Here is a 21,178-nt window from a genome sequence, read left to right as displayed (position 1 = left end):
GTCGCGGTCGTGCCCTTCGACGCCGCCGCCCACGCGGCGGGCGTCGCCGCCGTCGCGCGTGCCGAGGGCTGGCCCAGCCTGTCCGACCCCGACGTCGTACGCCGGGCCTGCACCGCCTCGGGCGTCGTCACGCGCGTGGCGCTGGACCCGGACGGCCGGGTCGTCGGGTTCGCCCAGGCCTGCGGCGACGGCGAGATCCAGTCGTTCCTGGCCCAGCTCGCCGTCCTCGCGAGCCACCGTCGTCAGGGCATTGCGCGGCGCCTCGTCGAGGACGCCTTCGCCGCGACCGGCACGCAGCGGATGGACCTCGTGACCGACGACGCCGAGGCGTTCTACGCCTCCTTCCCGCACAGGACCAAGCCGGGCTTTCGCATCTACCCCGGTGGCATGCTCGGAGGATGAGCGCCGCGACCGAGCACGTGACCCAGCCAGCGACACAGCCCGACGTCCGCTTCTGGTTCGACCCGACCTGCCCCTTCGCGTGGATGACCAGCAAGTGGGTGCGCGTGGTGCAGGAGCAGCGCGACTACGACGTCGAGTGGCGCTTCATCGCGCTGCGCCTGGTCAACCGGGACGTCGACTACGACGCGCACTTCCCGCCGGAGTACGAGGACGGCCACACCTTCGGCCTGCGCCTGCTGCGGGTCTGCGCGCACGTGCGCGACGAGCACGGCCCGGAGGCGGTGGGCCGGCTGTACGCCGCGCTGGGCGAGCGCATCTTCGAGGACCCGGACGCCCCGGCGCGCGACCAGGAGGGTGCCGTGACGGTCCTGCGCGGGGCGCTCGCCGCCGCCGACCTGCCGGACGACCTGGTGCGCCACCTCGACGACGACACCCGTGACGCGCAGCTCCAGGCCGAGGGCGACGAGGCCCTCGCGCTGACCGGCAAGGACGTCGGCACCCCGATCCTGCACATCGCGCCGCCCGAGGGCGCCGCGTTCTTCGGTCCCGTGATCAGCCGGATGCCCACCGACGAGCAGGCCGGCGAGCTGTGGGACCACGTCGTGGGGCTGGCGACCTTCCCCGGGTTCGCCGAGCTCAAGCGCAGCCTGCGGGAGCAGCCGCAGCTCGCGTCGTTCGGCGTCCGCGCCGACGAGGCCGGCGCGCAGGAGGACTGGCACGGCGGCAGCCGTCGCCGGAAGAAGTAGCGCCGTGACCGGCCTGCCGCTCGCCTGGGGGACCGTGGGCGACGAGCACACCCGGCCCTACCCCGCGGACGACCTCGTCCCCGGGCCCGTCGTCGCGATGACGCGGGCCGTCGCGGTCTCCGCACCGGCCGCCCTCACCTGGCGCTGGGTCTGCCAGACCAGGCTGGCGCCGCACTCCTACGACCTGGTCGACAACCTCGGCCGCCGCAGCCCGCAGGAGCTCACCCCGGGCGCCGAGGTGCTGCGGGTCGGCGACCGGATGGCGATCGTCTACGAGCTCACCGACCTCGAGGACGGGCACAGCTGGAGCGGCGTCTCGACCCCGTCGGCGAGTCGGCTGCTCGGCCGCTTCGCGACGACGTACGCCGTGGAGCCGGACGGCCCGGACGGCCGCTCGTGCCGCCTGGTCTGCCGGCTCGTGGTCACCCGCCGCGGCCGGGCGGCGTGGCTGACGACCCGGCTGCTGGCGTGGGGCGACCTGGTGATGATGCGGCGCCAGCTGCTCAACCTGAAGGGCCTCGCCGAGCGCGACGCGCGCCGCTGACGCCCTGCCCGACGGCGACGGCCGGTGCCAGACTGCTCCGATGCAGACCCGCCGCCCGTCCGAGGACCGCTTCGCCGACCTGCCCGGCCTCCCGTGGGCGCCGTCGTACGCCCAGGTGCCCGACCCGGACAGCAGCGACGGGGGCACCCTGCGGATGGCGTACGTCGACGCGGGTCCCGCCGACGGGCCGGTGGTCCTGCTGCTGCACGGCGAGCCGACCTGGTCCTACCTGTACCGCCACGTGATCCGGGTGCTGGTCGACGCCGGGATCCGCGCGGTGGCGCCGGACCTCGTCGGCTTCGGGCGCTCCGACCAGCCGACCGAGCCGGAGGACCACTCCTACGCGCGGCACGTGGAGTGGACGCGCTCGCTGGTCGTCGACCACCTCGACCTGCGCGACGTCACGCTCGTCGGCCAGGACTGGGGCGGCCTGATCGGGCTGCGGCTCGTCGCCGAGCACCCCGACCGCTTCGCACGGGTGGTCGCCGCGAACACCGGGCTGCCGACCGGCGACCACGACATGCCCGAGATCTGGTGGATGTTCCGGCACGCCGTCGAGCGGGCCGAGACGCTGGACGTCGGCCGGCTCGTCGCGGCCGGGTGCGTCCGCGGGCTCGCGGACGCCGACCGGGCGGCGTACGACGCCCCCTTCCCGGACGAGGCGTCCAAGGTCGGCCCGCGGGTGATGCCGACGCTGGTCCCGACCCGTCCGGACGACCCGGCCACCGCCGCGAACCGCGCGGCGTGGGAGGTGCTGCAGGCCTGGGACCGGCCGTTCCTCACGGCCTTCAGCGACGGCGACCCGATCACCGGCGCGATGGCGCCGATCCTGCGGCAGCTCGTGCCGGGCGCCGCCGGGCTCGAGCACCCCGTGGTCGCGGACGCCGGGCACTTCCTGCAGGAGGACGCCGGCGAGGAGCTCGGCCGGATCGTCGCGGCGTTCGTCCGCGGCTGAGGGAGCGGCCGGGTCGGAGGTCGAGTCGGCGGGAGGAAACCGGGCTGCACCGCCCGGGCGGCGGTGGCACGATCGCACGATGACCGACCTCCACCACCGCCTCGAGGGCTCCGGCCCCACCGTCGTCCTCCTGCACGCCGGCGTCGCCGACCTCCGCATGTGGGACACCCAGGTCGCCGAGCTCGTCCCCGGCCACGCCGTCCTCCGCCTCGACCTGCGGGGCTACGGGTCCACCCCGCTCGAGCCCGGGACGTCGTACTCCGACGCCGAGGACGTGCTCGCGCTGCTCGACGAGCTGGGCATCGACCGGTTCGCGCTCGTGGGGGCGTCGTACGGCGGGTACGTCGCCCAGCAGGTCGCCTCGGCCGTCCCCGAGCGCCTCGACGCGCTGGTGCTGCTCGACGCGCCGGCCGACCTCGCGGAGCCGGACCCGGCGCTGCGGGCACTGTGGCAGGAGGAGGGTCGGCTCTTGGTGGCCGGCGACCTCGACGGCGCCACCGACCTCAACGTCGCGACCTGGGTCGGCCCCGACGCCGACGACGACGCCCGCGCGCTGGTCTGGAAGATGCAGCGCGCGGCCTTCGCCCACCAGGTCCCGGCCGGTGACGTCGAGAACCGCGAGCTGCCGATCGACCTCGCCGCCATCACCTGCCCCACCACCGTGGTCGTCGGCGCGCACGACCTCGAGTTCTTCCGCGAGAACGCCCGCGAGCTCGTCGCCGCGCTGCCGCGGGCCGAGCTCGTCGAGCTGCCGTGGGCGCTGCACCTGCCGTCCCTCGAGCGGCCGTTCGAGACCGCCCACCTGGTGCGAGCGGCGCTGGGCTGAGGCGGGTCCCCGGGGAGTTTCATCGGTCGACCGACAGAACTCCCGCCGGGACGGTGAGACTTCGGCGTCCCGCCGCGAGTTTCATCGGTCGACCGATGAAACTCCCGCGCCGGCCACCACGCACCTCACCCCAGCCCCACGGCCGCCTCGGCGGCGGCGAGCACCGGCGCGGTCACCTCACGGCACCGGGCGGCGCCGGCGGCGAACACGGCCGCCACGTGCCCGGGGTCGGCGGCCAGCGCGGCGTACCGCGCCTGCACCGGCTCGAGCTCGGCCACCACGGCGTCGGTCACGGCCTTCTTCAGCGCGCCGTACGTCGTCAGGCCGGTCGCCGAGCCGCCGCAGGCCGCCAGGATGTCGAGCAGGTTCGTCACGCCGGGCTTGGCCGCGCGGTCGGCGCGCACCGCGTCCGGCCCGGTCTCGGAGTCGGTGACTGCGCGCGCCACCTTCCGGCGTACGACGTCGGGCGGGTCGAGCAGGTGGATGACCCCGGCCGCGTCCGTGGCGGACTTGCTCATCTTGCGGGTCGGGTGGGCCAGGTCCATGACGCGGGCGCCGGCGGGCGGGACCGCGACCTCGGGGACCGTGAACACCGGTCCGTAGGTCGAGTTGAACCGGATCGCCAGGTCCCGGGTCAGCTCGACGTGCTGGCGTTGGTCCTCACCGACCGGCACCGACGTGGGCCGGTAGAGCAGGATGTCCGCGGCCATCAGGACCGGGTAGGTGTAGAGCGAGACCCGGGTCCCGTCCACCCCGCGGCCCTTCTCCTTGAACTGGATCATCCGGTTCAGCTCGCCGGTGTGCGCGGTGCACTCCAGCAGGTAGGCCAGCGCGGTGTGCGTCGGCACCGCCGACTGGCGGAACAGCGTCGCCCGGTCCAGCCCGACGGCCAGCAGCAGCGTGGCGGTCTCGGCGCTGAGCGCCCGCAGCGCCGCCGGGTCGTGGGCCGTGGTCATCGCGTGCAGGTCGGAGAGGCCGTAGAACGCGTCCTCCTGCTGCTCCGCCATCGGGCGCAGCGCGCCGAGCAGGTTGCCGAGGGTCAGCCGGCCGGACGGCGTGAGCAGCGAGAGGTGCCGGGTCGCGGTGAGGGTGGTCGTGGTCATGGGGTGCTCCTGGGTGAGAGCCCGACGCGCGACCGGTGGAAATGCAGGACGGCCGCCCGTGGGGCGGCCGTGTGAAGGGGTGCTTCAGGGGTGGTCCGCCGTCAGGCGGCCCACCAGGTGGAGAGGGAGAGGTTCGTCAGCACGGCGCCAGTGTGTCACGGCCCAGCAGGTGGCGGCCAGGGACGATCGACGGCGTACGCCGGGTAGCGTGCGTCACATGCCCGCCTGCCACGGTCCCGCGACCGTCGTCTTCGACGACCGCCTGACCGAGTACGACTTCGGGCACGGCCACCCCATGTCGCCGATCCGGGTCGACCTCACGATGCGCCTCGCCCGCGAGCTCGGGGTCCTCGACAAGCTGCGCATGGTCGACGCCCCGATCGCCACCGACGAGCAGATCCGCACCGTGCACGAGCAGGGCCTGATCGACGCCGTCGTCCGCTGCGGCACGGTGCCCGGCGCGGACGACGAGGCGCGCGGCCTGGGCAGCGACGACAACCCGGTCTTCCGCGACATGCACCAGGCGGCCGCCCACGTGGTGGGGGCCAGCCTGGAGGCGTTCCGCCAGGTCTGGAGCGGCGAGAGCCTGCACTCGGCGAGCATCGCCGGCGGCCTGCACCACGCGATGCCCGACCGGTCGGCGGGCTTCTGTATCTACAACGACATCGCGGTCGGCATCCAGTCGCTGCTCGACCAGGGCGCCGAGCGGGTGGCGTACGTCGACGTCGACGTCCACCACGGCGACGGTGTCGAGAAGATCTTCTGGAACGACCCGCGGGTCCTGACGATCAGCCTGCACGAGACCGGGCAGATGCTGTTCCCGGGCACCGGCTTCCCGACGGACGTGGGCGGCCCCGACGCGCAGGGGACGGCGGTCAACGTCGCGCTGCCGCCCGGCACCGCCGACGCGGGCTGGCTGCGGGCCTTCCACGCGGTGGTCCCGCCGGTGCTGCGGGAGTTCGAGCCCGAGGTCCTGGTGACCCAGCACGGCTGCGACTCGCACATCGAGGACCCGCTCGCGCACCTGATGCTCACCGTGGACGGCCAGCGGGCGGCGTACCTCGCCCTGCACGACCTGGCCCACGAGGTGGCCGGCGGTCGCTGGGTCGCCACCGGCGGTGGCGGCTACGCGCTGGTCGAGGTGGTCCCGCGGGCGTGGACGCACCTGCTCGCGATCGTCGGCGGCGAGCCGCTGGACCCCCTGACCGACACCCCGCCGGGCTGGCGCGAGCACGTCCGCGACGTGCTCGGCCGCACCCCGCCGTACCGCCTCACGGACGGGCGTACGCCGGCCTACCGGGACTGGACCGAGGGCTACGACCCCGACACCTGGCTGGATCGCGCCATCCACGCCACGCGCACGGAGATCTTCCCGCTGCACGGTCTCGATCCGCTCCCGTGATCCGTTGACGGTCGCGATTTCCGGGACATTGCAAGGGGACACGCCGAGGTCTCTCAAGTTTCATTAGACAACCTCTTCCCCACGAGTCACATCAGGCCCTATCCTCACCACACGCGACGCGTGCAATCACCGGTGGGGAAGCCGGTGGCGCGACGCACAAGAAAGTCGGTGCACGATGGCTACCAGCTCCTCCGGGGACCTCTCCGAGTCGAAGTTCCTGACCGTTGCCGAGGTGGCTGCGCAGATGCGCGTCTCCAAGATGACCGTCTACCGCCTGGTCCACAACGGCGAGCTCCCTGCCGTCCGGGTGGGCCGCTCGTTCCGGGTCCTCGAGGAGGACGTGGACGAGTACCTCCGCAAGAGCTTCTACAGCGCCGGCTGAGCCGCCGCTCCCTGCCGGACCCACGCGAGACCCGACTCACTCCCTGGACGTTGTTCCAGCCGGATTCTGCTGCCTGCAGTACGCCGGATAGGCTGTGCCGGTCGCCCGGGCGTCTTCCCGACGCGACCGACCAGCATTGTGAAAGGTTTCCCCGTGGGTTCTGTCATCAAGAAGCGGCGCAAGCGCATGGCCAAGAAGAAGCACCGCAAGCTGCTGAAGAAGACGCGCGTCCAGCGTCGCAAGCTCGGCAAGTAAGCCACGCCGCTCATGGGCGCGGGGGGCAAGGTCGTCCTCGTGACCGGGGTCTCTCGGGACCTCGGGCGCAGGTTTGCGCGCGCCGTCGCCCATGACCCCGCCGTCGCCCGTGTCATCGGCGTCGACGTCGTCCCCCCGCGGGGGGACATCGGCGACGTCTCGTTCGTGCGCGCGGACATCCGCAACCCCGTCATCGCGAAGATCATCGCGAAGGAGGACGTCGACACCGTCGTCCACATGAGCGTGATCGCGACACCCGGCGGTGCCGGCGGTCGCAACACGATGAAAGAGCTCAACGTCATCGGGACGATGCAGCTCCTCGCGGCGTGCCAGAAGGCGCCGAGCCTGCGGCACCTCGTCGTGAAGTCGACGACGACGGTGTACGGCGCCAGCAGCCGCGACCCCGCCATGTTCCGCGAGGACATGGAGCCGCGTCGCGCGCCCCGGGCCGGGTACGCCAAGGACGTCGCCGAGATCGAGGGCTACGTCCGCGGGCTGGCCCGTCGGCGCCCCGACGTCCGCGTGACGATGCTGCGGATGGCGAACGTCATCGGCCCGCACGTCGCGAGCCCGATCACGTCGTACTTCCGCCTCCCGGTCCTGCCGACCGTCCTGGGCTTCGACCCGCGGCTGCAGTTCCTCCACGAGGACGACCTGATGGACGTCCTCCAGCACGCCGTCACGAACGACGTGCCCGGCACCTTCAACGTCGCCGGCGACGGCGTGCTGATGCTGTCCCAGGCGATCCGCCGCCTGCAGCGACCTTCCGTCCCGCTCCCGGCGATGGCGGTCGGGAGCGTGGGCTCGCTGCTGCGCTCCGCCCGGGTCGCCGACTTCTCCCCGGAGCAGCTCGGCCTGCTGACCTACGGCCGGGGCGTCGACACGACCCGGATGCGCGAGGTCCTCGACTTCCACCCGCGCTTCACGACCGCCGAGGCCTTCGCCGACTTCTCGTCGCTGCTGCCGCCCACCGGTGGCCGCTCGGACCGCGTCCTGGCCGGCCTCGAGCGGGCCCTGCCCGCGCCCACCCCCCAGCCCGCAGGAGCAGACCATGGGTGACGCCGAGATCATCCCCATCGGCACCCGCGGCCGCCCCGGGCGCGGCACCGGCAAGCAGCCGTCCTCGGCCGCCCGCGGCCTGGCCGGCAGCGCCAGGTCGTCGGCCAAGCCCCCGGCCAAGGCGCCGGCCCGTCCGGCCGCGGCCCGCAAGGCGGCCGCGAAGCCGGTCATCGAGGTCGCGGACGCGTCGGCCGACCAGCCCGTCATCGAGCCCGCCACCACGACCAGCGGCCGCGCGCCGGTCCGCACCACCGACCGCGGGCCGCTCGCCGGCATCCCCGCGGGCGACTGGCTGGCCGCCTTCCAGCACGCGTCGAAGGAGATCTTCGGCGACCAGTGGGAGCCCCAGCTCGCGCGCTTCCTGGCGTTCCTGCGCCGCCGTGTCACCGGCGACTACGTCGTGGACGAGTACGGCTTCGACCAGGAGATCACCCAGCGCTTCTTCATGGCGGCGCTGCGGCCGATCGCCGACAAGTGGTTCCGCATCGAGGTCCGCGGCGCGGAGAACATCCCCACCGAGGGCGGCGCCCTGGTGGTCTCCAACCACTCCGGCACGATCCCCGTCGACGGCCTGATGACGATGGTCTCGATCCACGACCACACCGGCCGCTTCCTGCGCCCGCTCGGCGCCGACCTGGTCTTCCAGATGCCGATCGTCAGCACCCTGGCCCGCAAGGGCGGTGCCACCCTCGCCTGCAGCGAGGACGCCGAGCGGATGCTCAGCGGCGGCGAGCTCGTCGGCGTCTGGCCCGAGGGCTTCAAGGGCATCGGCAAGCCGTACGCCGACCGCTACAAGCTCCAGCGCTTCGGTCGGGGCGGCTTCGTGTCGGCCGCGCTGCGGACCGGGGTGCCGATCGTCCCGCTCTCGGTCGTGGGCGCCGAGGAGATCTACCCCCTGGTCGGCAACGTGCCCTCGCTGGCCCGCCTGCTGGGCATCCCCTACATCCCGATCACGCCGTTCTTCCCGCTGTTCGGCCCGCTCGGCCTGGTGCCGCTGCCGTCGAAGTGGCTGCTGGAGTTCGGCGAGCCGATCCGCACCGACGAGTACGACGACGGCGCGGCCGACGACCCGATGCTGGTCTTCAACGTGACCGACCAGGTCCGCGAGACCATCCAGCAGACGCTCTACTCGCTGCTGATGCAGCGCCAGTCCGTCTTCCGCTGACCCCTGCCCCGGACGTCACCGGCGCCGTCGCGGCGCAGCTCGTCGCACGGAACTGGCGCTGGTGTCATGGAACTCCGTGACAGGAGCGCCAGTTTCACCGGGTACCCGGTGAAACTGCCCCGCCGAAACCCTCAGGGCTTGAGCGGGTCCGTCACGCCGTCGACGACGTCGCCGACCCCGTCGGTGACGTCGCTGGTGGGCAGCGGCAGGCTGGGGTTGGAGGTGGGGGCGGAGCCGCCACCGCCGGTGAGGCCGTTGGTGAGCGACTCGATCGGGTCCTGGGTGCCGCCGGACGGGTCGGAGGGCGGCGCGGTGCCGTCGCCGGAGCCGTCGCCCGGGTCGATGACGCTGCCGGGCGGCAGCGAGCCGCCGTCGACGTCGGGCACCGTCGGGTGGTCGGACGAGGACTTCTTGCCCTTCTTGCCCTGCGTGCCCGGGGTCTGGGCCAGGGTGGGGGAGGCCTCGGCGCCGGTCGTGCCGGAGGACACCGGGGCGAAGACGTTGGGCACCTCGGTGATGCCGGCGCCGCCGCACGTCGGGCAGGCCTGCCGGGCCGCGGCATCGATCTGGAAGACGACGTTCGCGGCGTGCATGAGCTCGTCGCGGGCCTCCTCGGGCACCAGGGCCTCGAGGATCGTCAGCTGGTCGAGGCTCTCGGAGGTGAAGTCGCGCAGGTCGGCGATCGAGGTCTGGTCGCCGGTCTGGGCGTAGTCGTTGAGGAGCAGGTCGGAGGCCTGCGTCGCCTGGTCGGTGAAGGCGTTGAGGGTGTCGGCGATCGCCGGGGTGTCCTGGAGGTCGCCGCCGCGGCTCAGCTCGCCGACCTCGTCGAGGCGTCCGGTGGCGTTGGCGAGCAGCGACTCGCCCTTGGAGCCCTCGCCGAGGCTGACGCCGGTCTGGGCGTTCTCCATGGCCCGCTTGACCGGGTAGAGCACGTCGCCGGGCAGGGCCGACTGCGCGGCCATCGCCATCGAGGTGGTCGCCCCGACCAGGGCGAGGCCGCCCACGGCCGCGGCGATGCGCCGGTCGCGCTTGGTGCGCCGCGGGGGCAGCGTCAGGCGGGCGGCGGCCACGGCCTCCGGGCCGGGCACGAGCACGGTCTCGGCGGCGGTCATCAGCCGCTCGCGGAGGTCGAGCACGAAGGAGGGGCGGGCCTCGACGGGCGGAGCGGCGCGCAGCGTGCCGACCAGCTCGAGGAGGTCGGCGTACCGGGCGTCGGAGGGGGTGGCGGAGGAGGCGGCCGGCTCGTCGACCAGCGTGGCGAACTCCTCGACGCGTCGTCGCGTCGCGAACACGTGTGTCATCGCTGCCGTCCTGTCCTCGAGTCCTGCGCCCGACCCTCCACGAGTGGGCCGGACGTGGACTCCAACGACCCGCAGGCGGGCGAGGTTACGGCGCGGTGGGGACCGACGACGGAGGAGTTCCTGCGCACGTGCATCAGTCCCGGATCCCGTCCGGCATCAGCTTGGCGAGGTTGCGCACGCCGCGCAGCTGCAGCTGCTTCACGGCGCCGTCGCTGCGACCCAGGACGGCGGCGGTCTCGGCGATGCTCATGCCCTGGAGGAACCGCATGATCAGGCAGTCGCGCTGCTCGTCCGGCAGGTCCTTGAGCGCGGTCAGGAGGATCTCGTTGGTGAGGCCGGCGAGCACCGCGTCCTCGGGGCCCTCGGTGGCGTCGTCGTGCAGGCCCATGTCCTCGGTGGTCTGCTCGAGACGGGTGCGGCCGGCCTTGAAGTGGTCGGTGGCGAGGTTGCGCGCGATGGTCATCAGCCAGGCGCCGAAGTCCTTGCCCTGCCAGCGGAAGTTGGTCATGCTCCGCAGCGCCCGGAAGAACGTCTCCGAGGTGAGGTCCTCGGCCAGCGTCGCGGAGCGGGTGCGGTAGAAGAGGAAGCGGTAGACCGACTGCTGGTAGTGGTCGTAGAGCAGGCCGAACGCCTCGGAGTCGCCCGTGCGGGCCAGCTCGACGAGCGCGATCAGGCGGGTGCGGTCGGCCTCGGACTCCTCGGAGGAGGCGGCGAGCTCCGCGTCGCCGAACCCGTCGGAGCCGCCGCTGCCGCGCATCGGGGTGTCGACGTCGCGGTCGGACGCGGTCTCGGTGAGGAGCGCGTGGGGGACGCCCGCGGGCGCCACCTGGACGCCGAGGAGCAGCTCGGCGACGGCGGCGCGCAGGGCGTCGAGCCCCCGAGCAACGTCGTTCTCCCACTGCATGGTGATGAGACCCTCCCGGTCAGCTTCCCCCGAAGCCACCCCGAGAGTAACGCCGAGTTACGGTCGTTGGGAACAGTTGACCGCGACTTCGTGGCCCAGCACACGTCGGTAAAGGAATGCGCTCCGCGGGAGCGTCAGCGCCGTCGCCGCAGCGCCACGCCGGCGGCGATCGTGCCGCTCGCGGCGCCCGCCACCGCCCCCACCACCAGGCCCGCGCGGGCCGCCTTGCGCCCGGTCCGGTAGTCGCGGATCCGCCAGCCGGCCTCGCGGGCGTGCGCCCGCAGGCGGGCGTCGGGGTTGATGGCGCAGGGGTCGCCGACCAGGCTGAGCATCGGCAGGTCGTTGTAGGAGTCGGAGTACGCCGAGCAGGCCGCCAGGTCGAGGTTCTCCCGCGCGGCCAGCGCCTTGATGGCCTCGCCCTTGGCCGGGCCGTGCAGCAGGTCGCCGACCAGCCGCCCGGTGTAGACGCCGTCCACGTGCTCCGAGACGGTCCCCATCGCGCCGGTCAGCCCGAGCCGGCGCGCGATGATCTGGGCGATCTCGATGGGGGCCGCGGTGACCAGCCAGACCCGCTGGCCCTCGTCGAGGTGCAGCTGGGCGAGCGCGCGGGTGCCCGGCCAGATCCGGTGCGCCATGCCCTCGTCGAAGATCTCCTCGCCGAGCTCCTCGAGCTCGGTGACGGTGTGCCCGGCGATGAAGCTCAGCGCCGAGTTGCGCGCCTCGGCGACGTGCTCGGGGTCCTCGACGCCGACGACGCGGAAGTAGGCCTGCTTCCACGCGGCGCCGACGATCTCGCGGGTGGTGAAGAACTGGCGCCGGTGCAGGCCGCGGGCCAGGTGGAAGATGCTCGCGCCCTGCATGACGGTGTTGTCCACGTCGAAGAACGCGGCCGAGCGCGGGTCCGCGGGGTGGTCGAGGGCGGTCTCGACCTCGGCGGCCGCGGCCGCGGCCTCACCCGCGAGGGTGGAGCGCTGCCGGAGGTCCGGCGGCCGGCGGCTCTTCTCGGGCGGCGTCACAGCCGAAGGGTAGCCCCCGCCGGAGACCGGCGGCAGCGACGTCGGCCGTGTGGAAGTATCCCCTCATGCCTGCGCAGACTCCCGCGGTGAACGACGTCGCCGACCTGGTCGCCGACGCGGCCGCCGAGAGTCCCGACCGGCTCGCCCTGGTGGAGTCCGGCGGCCGCAGCCTGACCTGGGCGCAGCTCGACGACGAGGTCGGCCGGGTCGCCACCGGTCTCGGCGCCGCCGGGATCGTCGCGGGGCACCGGGTGGTGATCGCGGTCGCGAACCGGATCGAGTTCGTGACGACGTACCTCGGCGTCTTGCGCGCCCAGGTCGTCGCCGTCCCGGTGAACCCGCGCGCCACGCCCGGTGAGCTGGCCCGGATGGTCGCCGACAGCGGCGCCCGGATGGTCGTCGCCGACACCGATACCGTCGCCGCCGTGCGCGAGGCCGCGGCCCTCGTGGCCCGTGCGGTCGACGGCGACCTGGACGAGATCGACGCCGACCTGGTCGCGCGTGCCGTGAAGCCGCGCGTCGTCGTCATCGGCGCGACGCTGCTGCCGGGGGAGCGGTCCTACGACCACCTGCGCGCCGGCGCCGCCCGCCACGTCCCGCCGCTCCAGGACCCCGAGAAGCTCGCCTGCCTGCTCTACACCAGCGGCACCTCCGGTCGCCCGCGTGCCGCGATGCTCACCCACCGGGCGCTGCTCGCCAACATCGCGCAGGTCGGCGAGGTCGAGCCGCCGATGATCCACGGCGACGACGTCGTGCTCGGGGTGCTCCCGCTGTTCCACGTCTACGGGCTGAACGCAGTCCTGGGCGGTGTGCTGCGCCACCGCGCCAAGCTGGTGCTCGTCGACCGCTTCGACCCCCAGGGCACCCTCGACCTGATCGAGGACGAGGCCTGCAGCGTGGTGCCGGTCGCGCCCCCCGTCTTCGCCTACTGGCGCGGTGACGAGCACCTGGCCGAGCGGCTCGGCCCGGTCCGGCTGATCCTGTCGGGCTCGGCCCCGCTGTCGCCCGACCTGGTCGAGGAGTTCACCGCCCGCACCGGCATCCCGGTGCACCAGGGCTACGGGCTGACCGAGGCCTCGCCGGTGGTGACCAGCACGCTGTGCAGCGCCGCTCTCCAGCCGGGCTCGGTGGGCGCCGCCCTCCCCGGCATCGACATCCGCCTCGTGGACGAGCGCGGCCGCGCCCCCGAGGGCGAGGACCCGGGCGAGATCCAGGTCCGCGGCCCCAACCTCTTCAGCGGCTACTGGCCCGACGGCGCCGGTGGCCCCGACGCCGACGGCTGGTGGTCCACCGGCGACGTCGGCTTCCTCGACGCCACCGGCGACCTCTTCCTCGTGGACCGGCTCAAGGAGCTGGTGATCGTGTCCGGCTTCAACGTCTACCCGGTCGAGGTGGAGGAGGTCATCCGCGAGGTCCCCGGTGTGACCGAGGCGGCCGTGATCGGGGTCGCCGACCCGTCGACCGGCGAGGCCGTGGTCGCCTACGTCCGCGCCCCCGGCGCCGACCCGGCCGCGACCGAGCAGGCCGTCCGGGCGCACTGCGGCGCCCGCCTGGCCCGGTTCAAGCAGCCCAGCCGGGTCGAGATCGTCGACGAGCTCCCGCTCACGGTCACCGGCAAGGTCCAGAAGGGCCGGCTGCGGACCATCGAGCGCCGCCGCGCGCTCGGCCTGCTGGAGTGAGGCACCGGTGAGCACGCCGCGCGTCACCCTCTACTCCCGTCCCGGGTGCCACCTCTGCGAGGACGCCCGGACGGTGATCGAGCGGGTCTGCGCCGCGCTCGGGGAGGAGTACGCCGAGGTCTCGATCGACGACGACCCGGAGCTGCAGCGGCGCTTCGGCGACGAGATCCCGGTGACCTTCGTGGACGGTCGCCAGCACGACTTCTGGCGGGTCGACGAGACCCGGCTCCGCGCCGCCCTCACGACCTGATCGGGCCCCCACGGGACCCCGCGGCGCGTGGGCCTTCTCACATGTGCTAGCCCCTCGTCGTCTCGGTTTGTTCTCCCGTTCACAAACTCCTACAGTGATCGGGCCGCACGGACGTGCAGGGGTCACCTTCCCGCCCGGATCCCGCGGCCCGTCCATGGCATGGAGACGAGAACATTGACCGCACGGACTTCGCCGGAGAGTGCCCGGGACATCCCCGAGGCCACCGTCGCGCGACTCCCGGTGTACCTCCGGGCGCTGACGACGCTCTCCGAGCAGGGGACCGGCACGTGCTCGAGCGAGGAGCTCGCCGCGGCCGCCGGCGTCAACAGCGCCAAGCTCCGCAAGGACCTCTCCTACCTCGGCAGCTACGGCACCCGCGGCGTCGGGTACGACGTGGACTACCTCCGCTACCAGATCGCCCGCGAGATCGGCGTCACCCAGGACTGGCCCGTCGTCATCGTCGGCATCGGCAACCTGGGCCACGCCCTCGCGAACTACTCCGGCTTCCGCAGCCGCGGCTTCCGCGTCGTGGCGCTGCTCGACGCCGACCCGGACCGCCACGACGAGGTCGTGGCCGGCGTGGACGTGCGCCCCTTCAACGAGCTCGAGGGCATCGTGACCGAGCACGGCGTCGCCATCGGCGTGATCGCGACCCCGGCGCTCGCCGCCCAGGACGTCGCCGACCGGATGGTCGCCACCGGCATCAGCAGCATCCTGAACTTCGCCCCGACCGTGCTGAGCGTCCCCGCGGGCGTCGACGTCCGCAAGGTCGACCTCTCCATCGAGCTGCAGATCCTCGCCTACCACGAGCAGCGCAAGTCGCACGGCCAGGTGACCGCATGAGCGTCCTCGTGGTGGGCATCTCCCACAACTCCGCGCCGGTGGCCCTGCTCGAGCGGGTCGCCCTCGACGGCGACGGCGTGCACAAGCTGATCCACGACGCCGCGGCCTGCGAGCACGTCAACGAGGTCACGGTCATCTCGACGTGCAACCGCCTCGAGATCTACGCCGACGTCGACCGCTTCCACGGCAGCGTCGAGGACGTCTCGCGGCTGCTGGTCGACCGCGCCGGCGAGACCACCGAGGGGATGCTGCCGCACCTCTACGTCCACTACGACGACGGCGCGGTCTCGCACCTGTTCCAGGTCGCCGCGGGCCTCGACTCGATGGCGGTCGGCGAGGGCCAGATCCTCGGCCAGACCCGCGAGGCGCTGCGCCTGGGCCAGGAGCTCGGCACCGTCGGCTCCGCCCTCAACGTGCTCTTCCAGCAGGCGCTGCGGGTCGGCAAGCGCTCGCGCGCCGAGACCGACATCGACCGTGCGGCGCCCTCGCTCGTCACGGCCGCCCTCGAGCGCTCCGACGCCGCCGTCGGCGACCTCGGCGGCAAGCGCGTCCTCGTCGTCGGGGCCGGTGCGATGGCCGGCCTGGCCACCGCGACCGTCACCCGGCTGGGCGCGGCCGAGGTCACCGTCGTCAACCGCAGCGAGGACCGCGCCGCCCGGCTCGCCGCGGAGTACGCCGCCCGCCCGGCGCCCCTGACCGACCTGGCCACCGAGCTCGGTGCCGCCGACGTGGTCATCGCGTGCGCCGGGGCGACCGGCGTCCTGGTCACCCTCGAGATGGTCGTCGCCGCGCGCAGCGACGACCGCCCGCTGTCGATCATCGACCTCGCCCTGCCCCACGACGTGGACCCCGCGGTGACCGCCCTGCCCGGCGTCACGCTCATCAACCTCGCCGACCTCGCCGCGGACCTGCACCAGTCCGAGGCCGGCCGCGAGGTCGAGGAGGTCCGGCTGATCGTCACGCAGGAGGTCGCGGCGTTCCTCGCCGCGCGCCGCCAGGCGAGCGTGACCCCGACCGTGGTCGCCCTGCGCTCGATGGCCACCTCGGTCGTCGACGCGGAGATGGAACGCCTCGTGCACCGGCTCCCGGACCTCGACGACGCCGTCCGGGCCGAGATGCTGCACACGATCCGCCGGGTGGCCGACAAGCTGCTCCACCAGCCGACCGTCCGGGTCAAGGAGCTCGCCAACGAGACCGGCGCGGTGTCCTACGCCGCGGCGCTGGCCGAGCTCTTCGCCCTCGACCCCGAGGCCGTCGACGCCGTCACCCGACCGGAGGGCCTGGCATGAGGCCGCCCGTCCGCATCGGCACCCGCCGCTCGCTGCTGGCCACCACGCAGGCCGGCACCGTCGCCGAGCTGATCCGCACCGAGCTGGGCCGCGAGGTCGAGCTGGTCGAGGTCACCACCGAGGGCGACCAGAGCCAGAGCGCCGGCACCCCGCTGGCCGTCGTGGGCGGCACCGGCGTCTTCGTCGGCGCCCTGCGCGACGCGCTGCTGCGGGGCGACGTGGACGTCGCCGTGCACTCGCTCAAGGACCTCCCGACGTACCCGCACGAGGGCATCGCCCTCGCCGCCGTCCCCACCCGCGAGGACCCGCGCGACGCCGTCGTGGCCCGCGACGGCCTCACCCTGGGCGAGCTGCCGGTCGGCAGCCGCGTCGGGACCGGGTCGCCAAGACGCGAGGCGCAGCTGCACGCCCTCGGCCTCGGTTTGGAGATTGTCGGGATTCGCGGGAACGTGGACACCAGGATCGGCAAGGTCCGCAGCGGCGAGTACGACGCCGTCGTTTTGGCCCGTGCCGGTCTCGCCCGGATCGATCGTCTCGACGACGCGACCGAGGTGCTCGACCCGCTCCAGATGCTCCCGGCCCCCGGCCAGGGTGCGCTGGGGATCGAGTGCCGCGCCGCCGACACCGAGCTGCTCGACGAGCTGGCCCGGCTCGAGGACCCGCACACGCGGGCGTCGGTCGAGGCCGAGCGCGCCGTGCTCGCCACGCTGGAAGGTGGCTGCTCGGCGCCGATCGGGGCACTGGCAGAGGTCGTCGAAGGTGACGACGGTGACGAGATGTGGATCAGGGCCGTGGCCCTGAGTCCCGACGGGATGCTCTCGGTGCGGATGTCCGCGACCGGGAGGCCCGCCGACGCCGTGGGCGTCGGGAACCGGTTGGCGAGCGAGATGCTCGCCGACGGAGCCGCACGGTTGGCAGCACCCCAGCTGGACACAGACAAGAGGCGACACGCATGACGCGAGGCAAGACCACCACGAACGCCGGCCCCGACGCCGGCGCCACCTCGACCGGCGCGACCCGGGGCTGGGTGTCGTTCGTCGGCAGCGGCCCGGGCGACCCCGGCCTCCTGACGGTGCGCGCCGTCGACCTGCTCCGCCGGGCCGACGTCGTCGTCACCGAGGTGCCCGACCACGCGCCGCTCGTGCGCAGCCTGCTGCAGCTGCCCGAGCCGGTCGTGACCGAGGAGGGCGAGGAGCTCCCCGTCGCCGGCCCCGCGATCGTCGACGGCGGCTTCGGCGAGGACGGCCAGCCGCTGACCCACGCCGCCCGCGCGAAGGTCGTCGTGAAGCTCGCCAAGAAGGGCGCCCGCGTGGTCCGCCTGATGACCGGCGACCCGTTCCTCTACGCCTCCGGTCCCGAGGAGGCGCAGGCCTGCGTCAAGGCCGGCCTGGGCTTCGAGATCGTGCCCGGTGTCTCCTCGGTGAGCGCGGTCCCGGCGTACGCCGGCATCCCGCTGACCACGAAGGACAACCGCGAGGTCGCCGTCGTCACCTGTGGCGACAAGGTCGACTGGACGCAGTACGCCGACAACCGCACCCTGGTGCTGCTGTCGGCCGTCGGCCTGATCGGCGACATCGCCAAGGCGCTCGTCGAGGCCGGCCGCAACCCGGCCACCCCGGTCGCGATGACCCGCGTGGGCACCACCACCGAGCAGGCCACCGTCACCTCGACGCTCGAGCACATCGCCGCCGACGCCCGGGCCGCACGGATGTCCCCGCCGGCCGTGACCGTCATCGGCGACGTCGTCGACCTGCGCGACACGCTGTCGTGGTTCGAGACCAAGCCGCTCTTCGGCTGGCGCGTCCTGGTGCCCCGCACCAAGGAGCAGGCCGGCGGCCTCTCCGAGCGGCTCCGCGGCTACGGCGCGGTCCCCGAGGAGGTGCCGACCATCTCGGTCGAGCCGCCCCGCAACCCGCTGCAGATGGACAAGGCCGTGCGCGGCCTGGTCGAGGGCCGCTACGAGTGGATCGCCTTCACGTCGGTCAACGCCGTCAAGGCCGTCCGCGAGAAGTTCGAGGAGTACGGCCTCGACGCCCGCGCCTTCTCCGGCCTGAAGATCGCCGCCGTCGGCGACAAGACCGCCGCCGCGATCGGCGCCTGGGGCCTGCGTGCCGACCTGGTGCCCTCCGGCGAGCAGTCCGCCGCCGGCCTGCTGGCCGACTGGCCGGAGTACGACGAGCTGCTCGACCCGATCAACCGGGTCTTCCTGCCGCGCGCCGACATCGCCACCGAGAACCTCGTGGCCGGCCTCGTCGACCTCGGCTGGGAGTGCGACGACGTCACCGCGTACCGCACCGTGCGGGCCACCCCGCCGCCCGCGCCGACCCGCGACGCGATCAAGACCGGCAAGTTCGACGCCGTCGTCTTCACCTCGTCCTCGACGGTCCGCAACCTCGTCGGCATCGCCGGCAAGCCGCACCCGTCGACGATCATCGCCGTGATCGGGCCGGCCACCGCCAAGACCGCCGAGGAGCACGGCCTGCGCGTCGACGTCCTCGCGGCCCGCCCCGACGTCGAGGAGCTCGTGGACGCGCTCGCCGACTTCGGTGCCGCCCGCCGGATCTCGATGCTCGAGGCCGGTGGTCCCGTCACCAAGCCGTCCGAGCGCAAGCCCTCCGCCCGCCGCAAGGTCCGGGCGGAGTGACCCGCACCCGATGAGCGAGGACAGCACCAGCCCGGTGGCCGGACCCGTGGTCCGGCCACGCCGGCTGCGCACGACCGCGGCGCTGCGCCGGATGGTCGCCGAGACCTCGCTCGAGGCGCGCCAGCTGGTGCTGCCGCTCTTCGTCCGCGAGGGCATCGACGAGCCGCACCCGATCTCCTCGATGCCCGGGGTGGTCCAGCACAGCCGCTCCTCGCTCCTGGCCGCGGTCACCGAGGCGGCCGAGCTGGGCCTCGGCGGGGTGATGCTCTTCGGCGTCCCCGAGGCCAAGGACGCCACCGGCTCCGGCGCGATCGACCCCGCCGGGATCCTCAACCTGGCCATCACCGATGTCGTGGCCGAGGTCGGCGACGCGCTCACCGTGATGAGTGACCTGTGCCTGGACGAGTTCACCGACCACGGCCACTGCGGCGTGCTCACCGCGGACGGCCGGGTCGACAACGACCGCACCCTCGAGGTGTACGCCGAGATGGCCCGCGCCCAGGCGAACGCCGGCGTCGACATGGTCGGCCCGAGCGGGATGATGGACGGCCAGGTCGCGGTGATCCGGCAGGCGCTCGACGCCGCCGAGCACACCGACGTCTCGATCCTCGCCTACTCCGCGAAGTACGCCTCCGCGTTCTTCGGCCCCTTCCGCGAGGCCGTCGGCTCGTCCCTCCAGGGCGACCGCCGGACCTACCAGCAGGACCCCGGCAACGCCGTCGAGGGCGTGCGCGAGGTGCTGCTCGACATCGAGGAGGGCGCCGACCTGGTCATGGTCAAGCCGGCCCTGGCCTACCTCGACGTCATCCGCCGGGTCCGCGACGCCGTGGACGTCCCCGTCGTGGCCTACAACGTCTCCGGCGAGTACGCCATGGTCGAGGCCGCGGCCGCCCACGGCTGGATCGACCGCGAGGCGGCGATCCTCGAGACGCTGCTCTCGATCCGCCGGGCCGGCGCCGACGTGGTGCTGACCTACTGGGCCGCCGAGGCCGCCCGCCTGCTCCGCGCCTGACGCACCGCTCCACCGCCGCGCAGTCGCCGCGGCCCCGGTCGGCACGCCCCGTGAACGGCACCGACCCGCTGCCCTGGGGGCAACGGGTCGGTGGTGGTCCGGTGGGGCGGGGTGGCTACTTCTTGGTGTAGCCCGCGACGCACTTGTCGAAGTCGTCGTTGTCGACCAGCGGGTTGTCGACGTAGCCCTCGGTCGTGCACTGGGCGATGGCCTGCGCCAGCGTCAGCACCTCGTCGACCGGCGGGACCGTCGGCGTGGGCACCGGCGGCAGGGTCGGCGTGGGGACCGGGACCGGGTTGTTGCCACCCGGGTTGGTCGGGTTCGGCGCCGGCGGCGTGGTCGGGTCGCTCGGGGCCGGCTCGGTCGGCTGCGGCTGGCTGGGCTGGCTCGCGCCGGTGCCCGGCGTGTTGTTGCCGTTGCCGTTGCCGTGGTGGTTCTTGACCGGCTGCGTGGGGGCGTTCGGGTCCGGGACGAAGTAGCCGGCCGAGGTGGTGCTGTTGGGCACCGAGGTGAAGTCGCCGTCCATGTAGGCGTTCATGATCGAGAGCACCAGGGAGACGTACGACTGGCTGTGGTTGTAGCGGTAGACCGACGAGCGCTGGCCGGCCTCGGTCGAGAGGTCGTCGTTGCCGGAGCAGAGGTAGACGGCGGTCGCGAGAGCCGCGTCGTCGATGTCCTGCGGGTTGCGCTGCGCGTCGCCGTCGGCGTCCACGCCCACGACCGACCAGGTCGACGGGATGAACTGCATCGGGCCGACCGCGCGGTCGTACTTGCTGTCGGCGTCGTACTGGCCGGCGTCGGTGTCGGCGATCGCCTGGGTGTTGTTCTTGCCGTTCAGGGCGATGCCGTAGATGCCGGGCCGGGCGACGCCCTTGTCGTCGAGCTGGTTGCCGTTGGTGCGGCCGTGGTCGGACTCGACGCGGCCGATGGCGGCGACGAGCTGCCAAGGCAGCTGGCAGGACTTGTCGGCCGCGTTGATGATCGTCTCGGCGCGCTGGTAGGCGGAGAGCGCGGCGGACGGGATGCCGGAGGTGGAGGAGTTCGCGACCACGGTCTGGGTGTCGCCGGAGATGCCGGGGGCGACCTCGCCGGGCACGGACACGCTCGCGGGCGCCTCGATCGCCTCGGTCGGCACGCTGGTGCCGTCGGGCAGGGAGGTGGTGGCCTTCTCGTCGGCGGAGGCGTTGGTGACGCCGACACCGCCGACGCCGGCCAGGCTGGCGGTCCAGGCGCAGGACAGCAGCGTTAGCGGAACGAGCGTCGTCGCCTTCTGCAGGCGGCCGAATCGTGATGCGGACATCGAGTCTCCCTGTTGTCAATCAACCTAGCGTGCTCCCTCAAGCACAGGTGACTGGCTAACGAAAGTCGTCACAGTGCGTTACGCGTCCCCGATCAGTGTGA

General features: G+C 73.3%; 22 protein-coding genes. 17 read left to right on the top strand and 5 right to left on the bottom strand.

The window, feature by feature from the left end; genetic code table 11:
• Window positions 1-9 precede the first annotated feature (9 nt).
• The 5 genes from H5V45_RS08755 (at window position 10) to H5V45_RS08735 (ending at window position 3,473) form a co-directional block, all read left to right on the top strand.
• Window positions 10-402: a GNAT family N-acetyltransferase gene (locus H5V45_RS08755; RefSeq protein WP_185252572.1), complete on the top strand. Its 393-nt coding sequence runs from the start codon at window positions 10-12 to the stop codon at window positions 400-402.
• Window positions 399-1,148: a mycothiol-dependent nitroreductase Rv2466c family protein gene (locus tag H5V45_RS08750; RefSeq protein ID WP_185252571.1), complete on the top strand. Its 750-nt coding sequence runs from the start codon at window positions 399-401 to the stop codon at window positions 1,146-1,148. Before H5V45_RS08755 ends, H5V45_RS08750 begins: the two co-directional genes overlap by 4 nt.
• 4 nt (window positions 1,149-1,152) lie before the next feature.
• On the top strand, window positions 1,153-1,692 hold the full coding sequence (locus H5V45_RS08745; protein WP_185252570.1) for an SRPBCC family protein: 540 nt from the start codon (window positions 1,153-1,155) through the stop codon (window positions 1,690-1,692).
• Window positions 1,693-1,732: 40 nt separating this feature from the next.
• Window positions 1,733-2,647, top strand: coding sequence for a haloalkane dehalogenase (locus H5V45_RS08740; protein ID WP_185252569.1), 915 nt, complete (start codon window positions 1,733-1,735; stop codon window positions 2,645-2,647).
• Between the two features lie 79 nt (window positions 2,648-2,726).
• The gene (locus H5V45_RS08735) at window positions 2,727-3,473 is read left to right on the top strand and encodes an alpha/beta fold hydrolase (protein WP_185252568.1); all 747 of its coding nucleotides are present in this window, start codon (window positions 2,727-2,729) and stop codon (window positions 3,471-3,473) included.
• 125 nt (window positions 3,474-3,598) lie between these two features.
• Here the strand turns inward: H5V45_RS08735 and trpS are convergent, their stop codons facing one another.
• A complete protein-coding gene (trpS, locus tag H5V45_RS08730) occupies window positions 3,599-4,576 on the bottom strand; it encodes a tryptophan--tRNA ligase (RefSeq protein ID WP_185252567.1) in 978 nt (325 codons plus the stop codon).
• A gap of 217 nt (window positions 4,577-4,793) precedes the next feature.
• Between trpS and H5V45_RS08725 the strand changes: the two genes are divergently transcribed.
• The 5 genes from H5V45_RS08725 (at window position 4,794) to H5V45_RS08705 (ending at window position 8,839) form a co-directional block, all read left to right on the top strand.
• Complete coding sequence (locus H5V45_RS08725) at window positions 4,794-5,978, top strand: acetoin utilization protein AcuC (protein WP_185252566.1); 1,185 nt, start codon at window positions 4,794-4,796, stop codon at window positions 5,976-5,978.
• A gap of 175 nt (window positions 5,979-6,153) precedes the next feature.
• Window positions 6,154-6,360 (top strand): helix-turn-helix domain-containing protein, encoded by a 207-nt coding sequence (locus tag H5V45_RS08720; RefSeq protein WP_185252565.1) that lies wholly within the window; start codon window positions 6,154-6,156, stop codon window positions 6,358-6,360.
• 153 nt (window positions 6,361-6,513) lie between these two features.
• Window positions 6,514-6,615, top strand: coding sequence for a 30S ribosomal protein bS22 (locus H5V45_RS08715; protein ID WP_008356322.1), 102 nt, complete (start codon window positions 6,514-6,516; stop codon window positions 6,613-6,615).
• Window positions 6,616-6,627: 12 nt separating this feature from the next.
• Window positions 6,628-7,674, top strand: coding sequence for an NAD-dependent epimerase/dehydratase family protein (locus tag H5V45_RS08710; RefSeq protein WP_185252564.1), 1,047 nt, complete (start codon window positions 6,628-6,630; stop codon window positions 7,672-7,674).
• The gene (locus H5V45_RS08705; protein WP_185252563.1) at window positions 7,667-8,839 is read left to right on the top strand and encodes a lysophospholipid acyltransferase family protein; all 1,173 of its coding nucleotides are present in this window, start codon (window positions 7,667-7,669) and stop codon (window positions 8,837-8,839) included. The genes H5V45_RS08710 and H5V45_RS08705 overlap by 8 nt, the downstream gene beginning before the upstream one ends.
• A gap of 131 nt (window positions 8,840-8,970) precedes the next feature.
• On the opposite strand, the gene H5V45_RS08700 is transcribed toward H5V45_RS08705, so the two are convergent.
• From H5V45_RS08700 to H5V45_RS08690, 3 genes are all read right to left on the bottom strand, one after another.
• Window positions 8,971-10,140: a DUF5667 domain-containing protein gene (locus tag H5V45_RS08700; protein WP_185252562.1), complete on the bottom strand. Its 1,170-nt coding sequence runs from the start codon at window positions 10,138-10,140 to the stop codon at window positions 8,971-8,973.
• A 133-nt stretch (window positions 10,141-10,273) separates the two neighbouring features.
• On the bottom strand, window positions 10,274-11,044 hold the full coding sequence (locus H5V45_RS08695; RefSeq protein WP_185252561.1) for a sigma-70 family RNA polymerase sigma factor: 771 nt from the start codon (window positions 11,042-11,044) through the stop codon (window positions 10,274-10,276).
• 134 nt (window positions 11,045-11,178) lie between these two features.
• Window positions 11,179-12,060: an HAD-IB family hydrolase gene (locus H5V45_RS08690; RefSeq protein ID WP_185252560.1), complete on the bottom strand. Its 882-nt coding sequence runs from the start codon at window positions 12,058-12,060 to the stop codon at window positions 11,179-11,181.
• Between the two features lie 65 nt (window positions 12,061-12,125).
• On the opposite strand from H5V45_RS08690, the gene H5V45_RS08685 reads away from it, so the two are divergent.
• From H5V45_RS08685 to hemB, 7 genes are all read left to right on the top strand, one after another.
• Window positions 12,126-13,739, top strand: coding sequence for an AMP-binding protein (locus H5V45_RS08685; protein WP_221633956.1), 1,614 nt, complete (start codon window positions 12,126-12,128; stop codon window positions 13,737-13,739).
• A 7-nt stretch (window positions 13,740-13,746) separates the two neighbouring features.
• Window positions 13,747-13,989, top strand: coding sequence for a glutaredoxin family protein (locus H5V45_RS08680; protein ID WP_185252559.1), 243 nt, complete (start codon window positions 13,747-13,749; stop codon window positions 13,987-13,989).
• Between the two features lie 159 nt (window positions 13,990-14,148).
• The gene (locus tag H5V45_RS08675) at window positions 14,149-14,832 is read left to right on the top strand and encodes a redox-sensing transcriptional repressor Rex (protein WP_185252558.1); all 684 of its coding nucleotides are present in this window, start codon (window positions 14,149-14,151) and stop codon (window positions 14,830-14,832) included.
• Complete coding sequence (locus tag H5V45_RS08670) at window positions 14,829-16,121, top strand: glutamyl-tRNA reductase (protein WP_185252557.1); 1,293 nt, start codon at window positions 14,829-14,831, stop codon at window positions 16,119-16,121. Before H5V45_RS08675 ends, H5V45_RS08670 begins: the two co-directional genes overlap by 4 nt.
• Window positions 16,118-17,077 carry a hydroxymethylbilane synthase gene (hemC, locus tag H5V45_RS08665; RefSeq protein WP_185252556.1) on the top strand — a complete coding sequence of 320 codons (960 nt, stop codon included), beginning with the start codon at window positions 16,118-16,120 and terminating at the stop codon, window positions 17,075-17,077. Before H5V45_RS08670 ends, hemC begins: the two co-directional genes overlap by 4 nt.
• Window positions 17,074-18,765, top strand: a complete 1,692-nt coding sequence (locus H5V45_RS08660; protein ID WP_185252555.1) for a bifunctional uroporphyrinogen-III C-methyltransferase/uroporphyrinogen-III synthase — start codon at window positions 17,074-17,076, stop codon at window positions 18,763-18,765. Before hemC ends, H5V45_RS08660 begins: the two co-directional genes overlap by 4 nt.
• Window positions 18,766-18,775: 10 nt before the next feature.
• Window positions 18,776-19,777, top strand: a complete 1,002-nt coding sequence (gene hemB, locus H5V45_RS08655) for a porphobilinogen synthase (protein WP_185252554.1) — start codon at window positions 18,776-18,778, stop codon at window positions 19,775-19,777.
• A 115-nt stretch (window positions 19,778-19,892) separates the two neighbouring features.
• Here the strand turns inward: hemB and H5V45_RS08650 are convergent, their stop codons facing one another.
• Complete coding sequence (locus H5V45_RS08650) at window positions 19,893-21,077, bottom strand: lytic transglycosylase domain-containing protein (protein ID WP_185252553.1); 1,185 nt, start codon at window positions 21,075-21,077, stop codon at window positions 19,893-19,895.
• Between the last annotated feature and the right edge of the window lie 101 nt (window positions 21,078-21,178).

The organism is Nocardioides luti (assembly GCF_014212315.1).
GTDB classification, from domain to species: Bacteria; Actinomycetota; Actinomycetes; order Propionibacteriales; family Nocardioidaceae; genus Nocardioides; species Nocardioides luti.
Note: the sequence above shows the minus strand (reverse complement) of the source record. Positions and strands in the feature narration are given on the sequence as shown.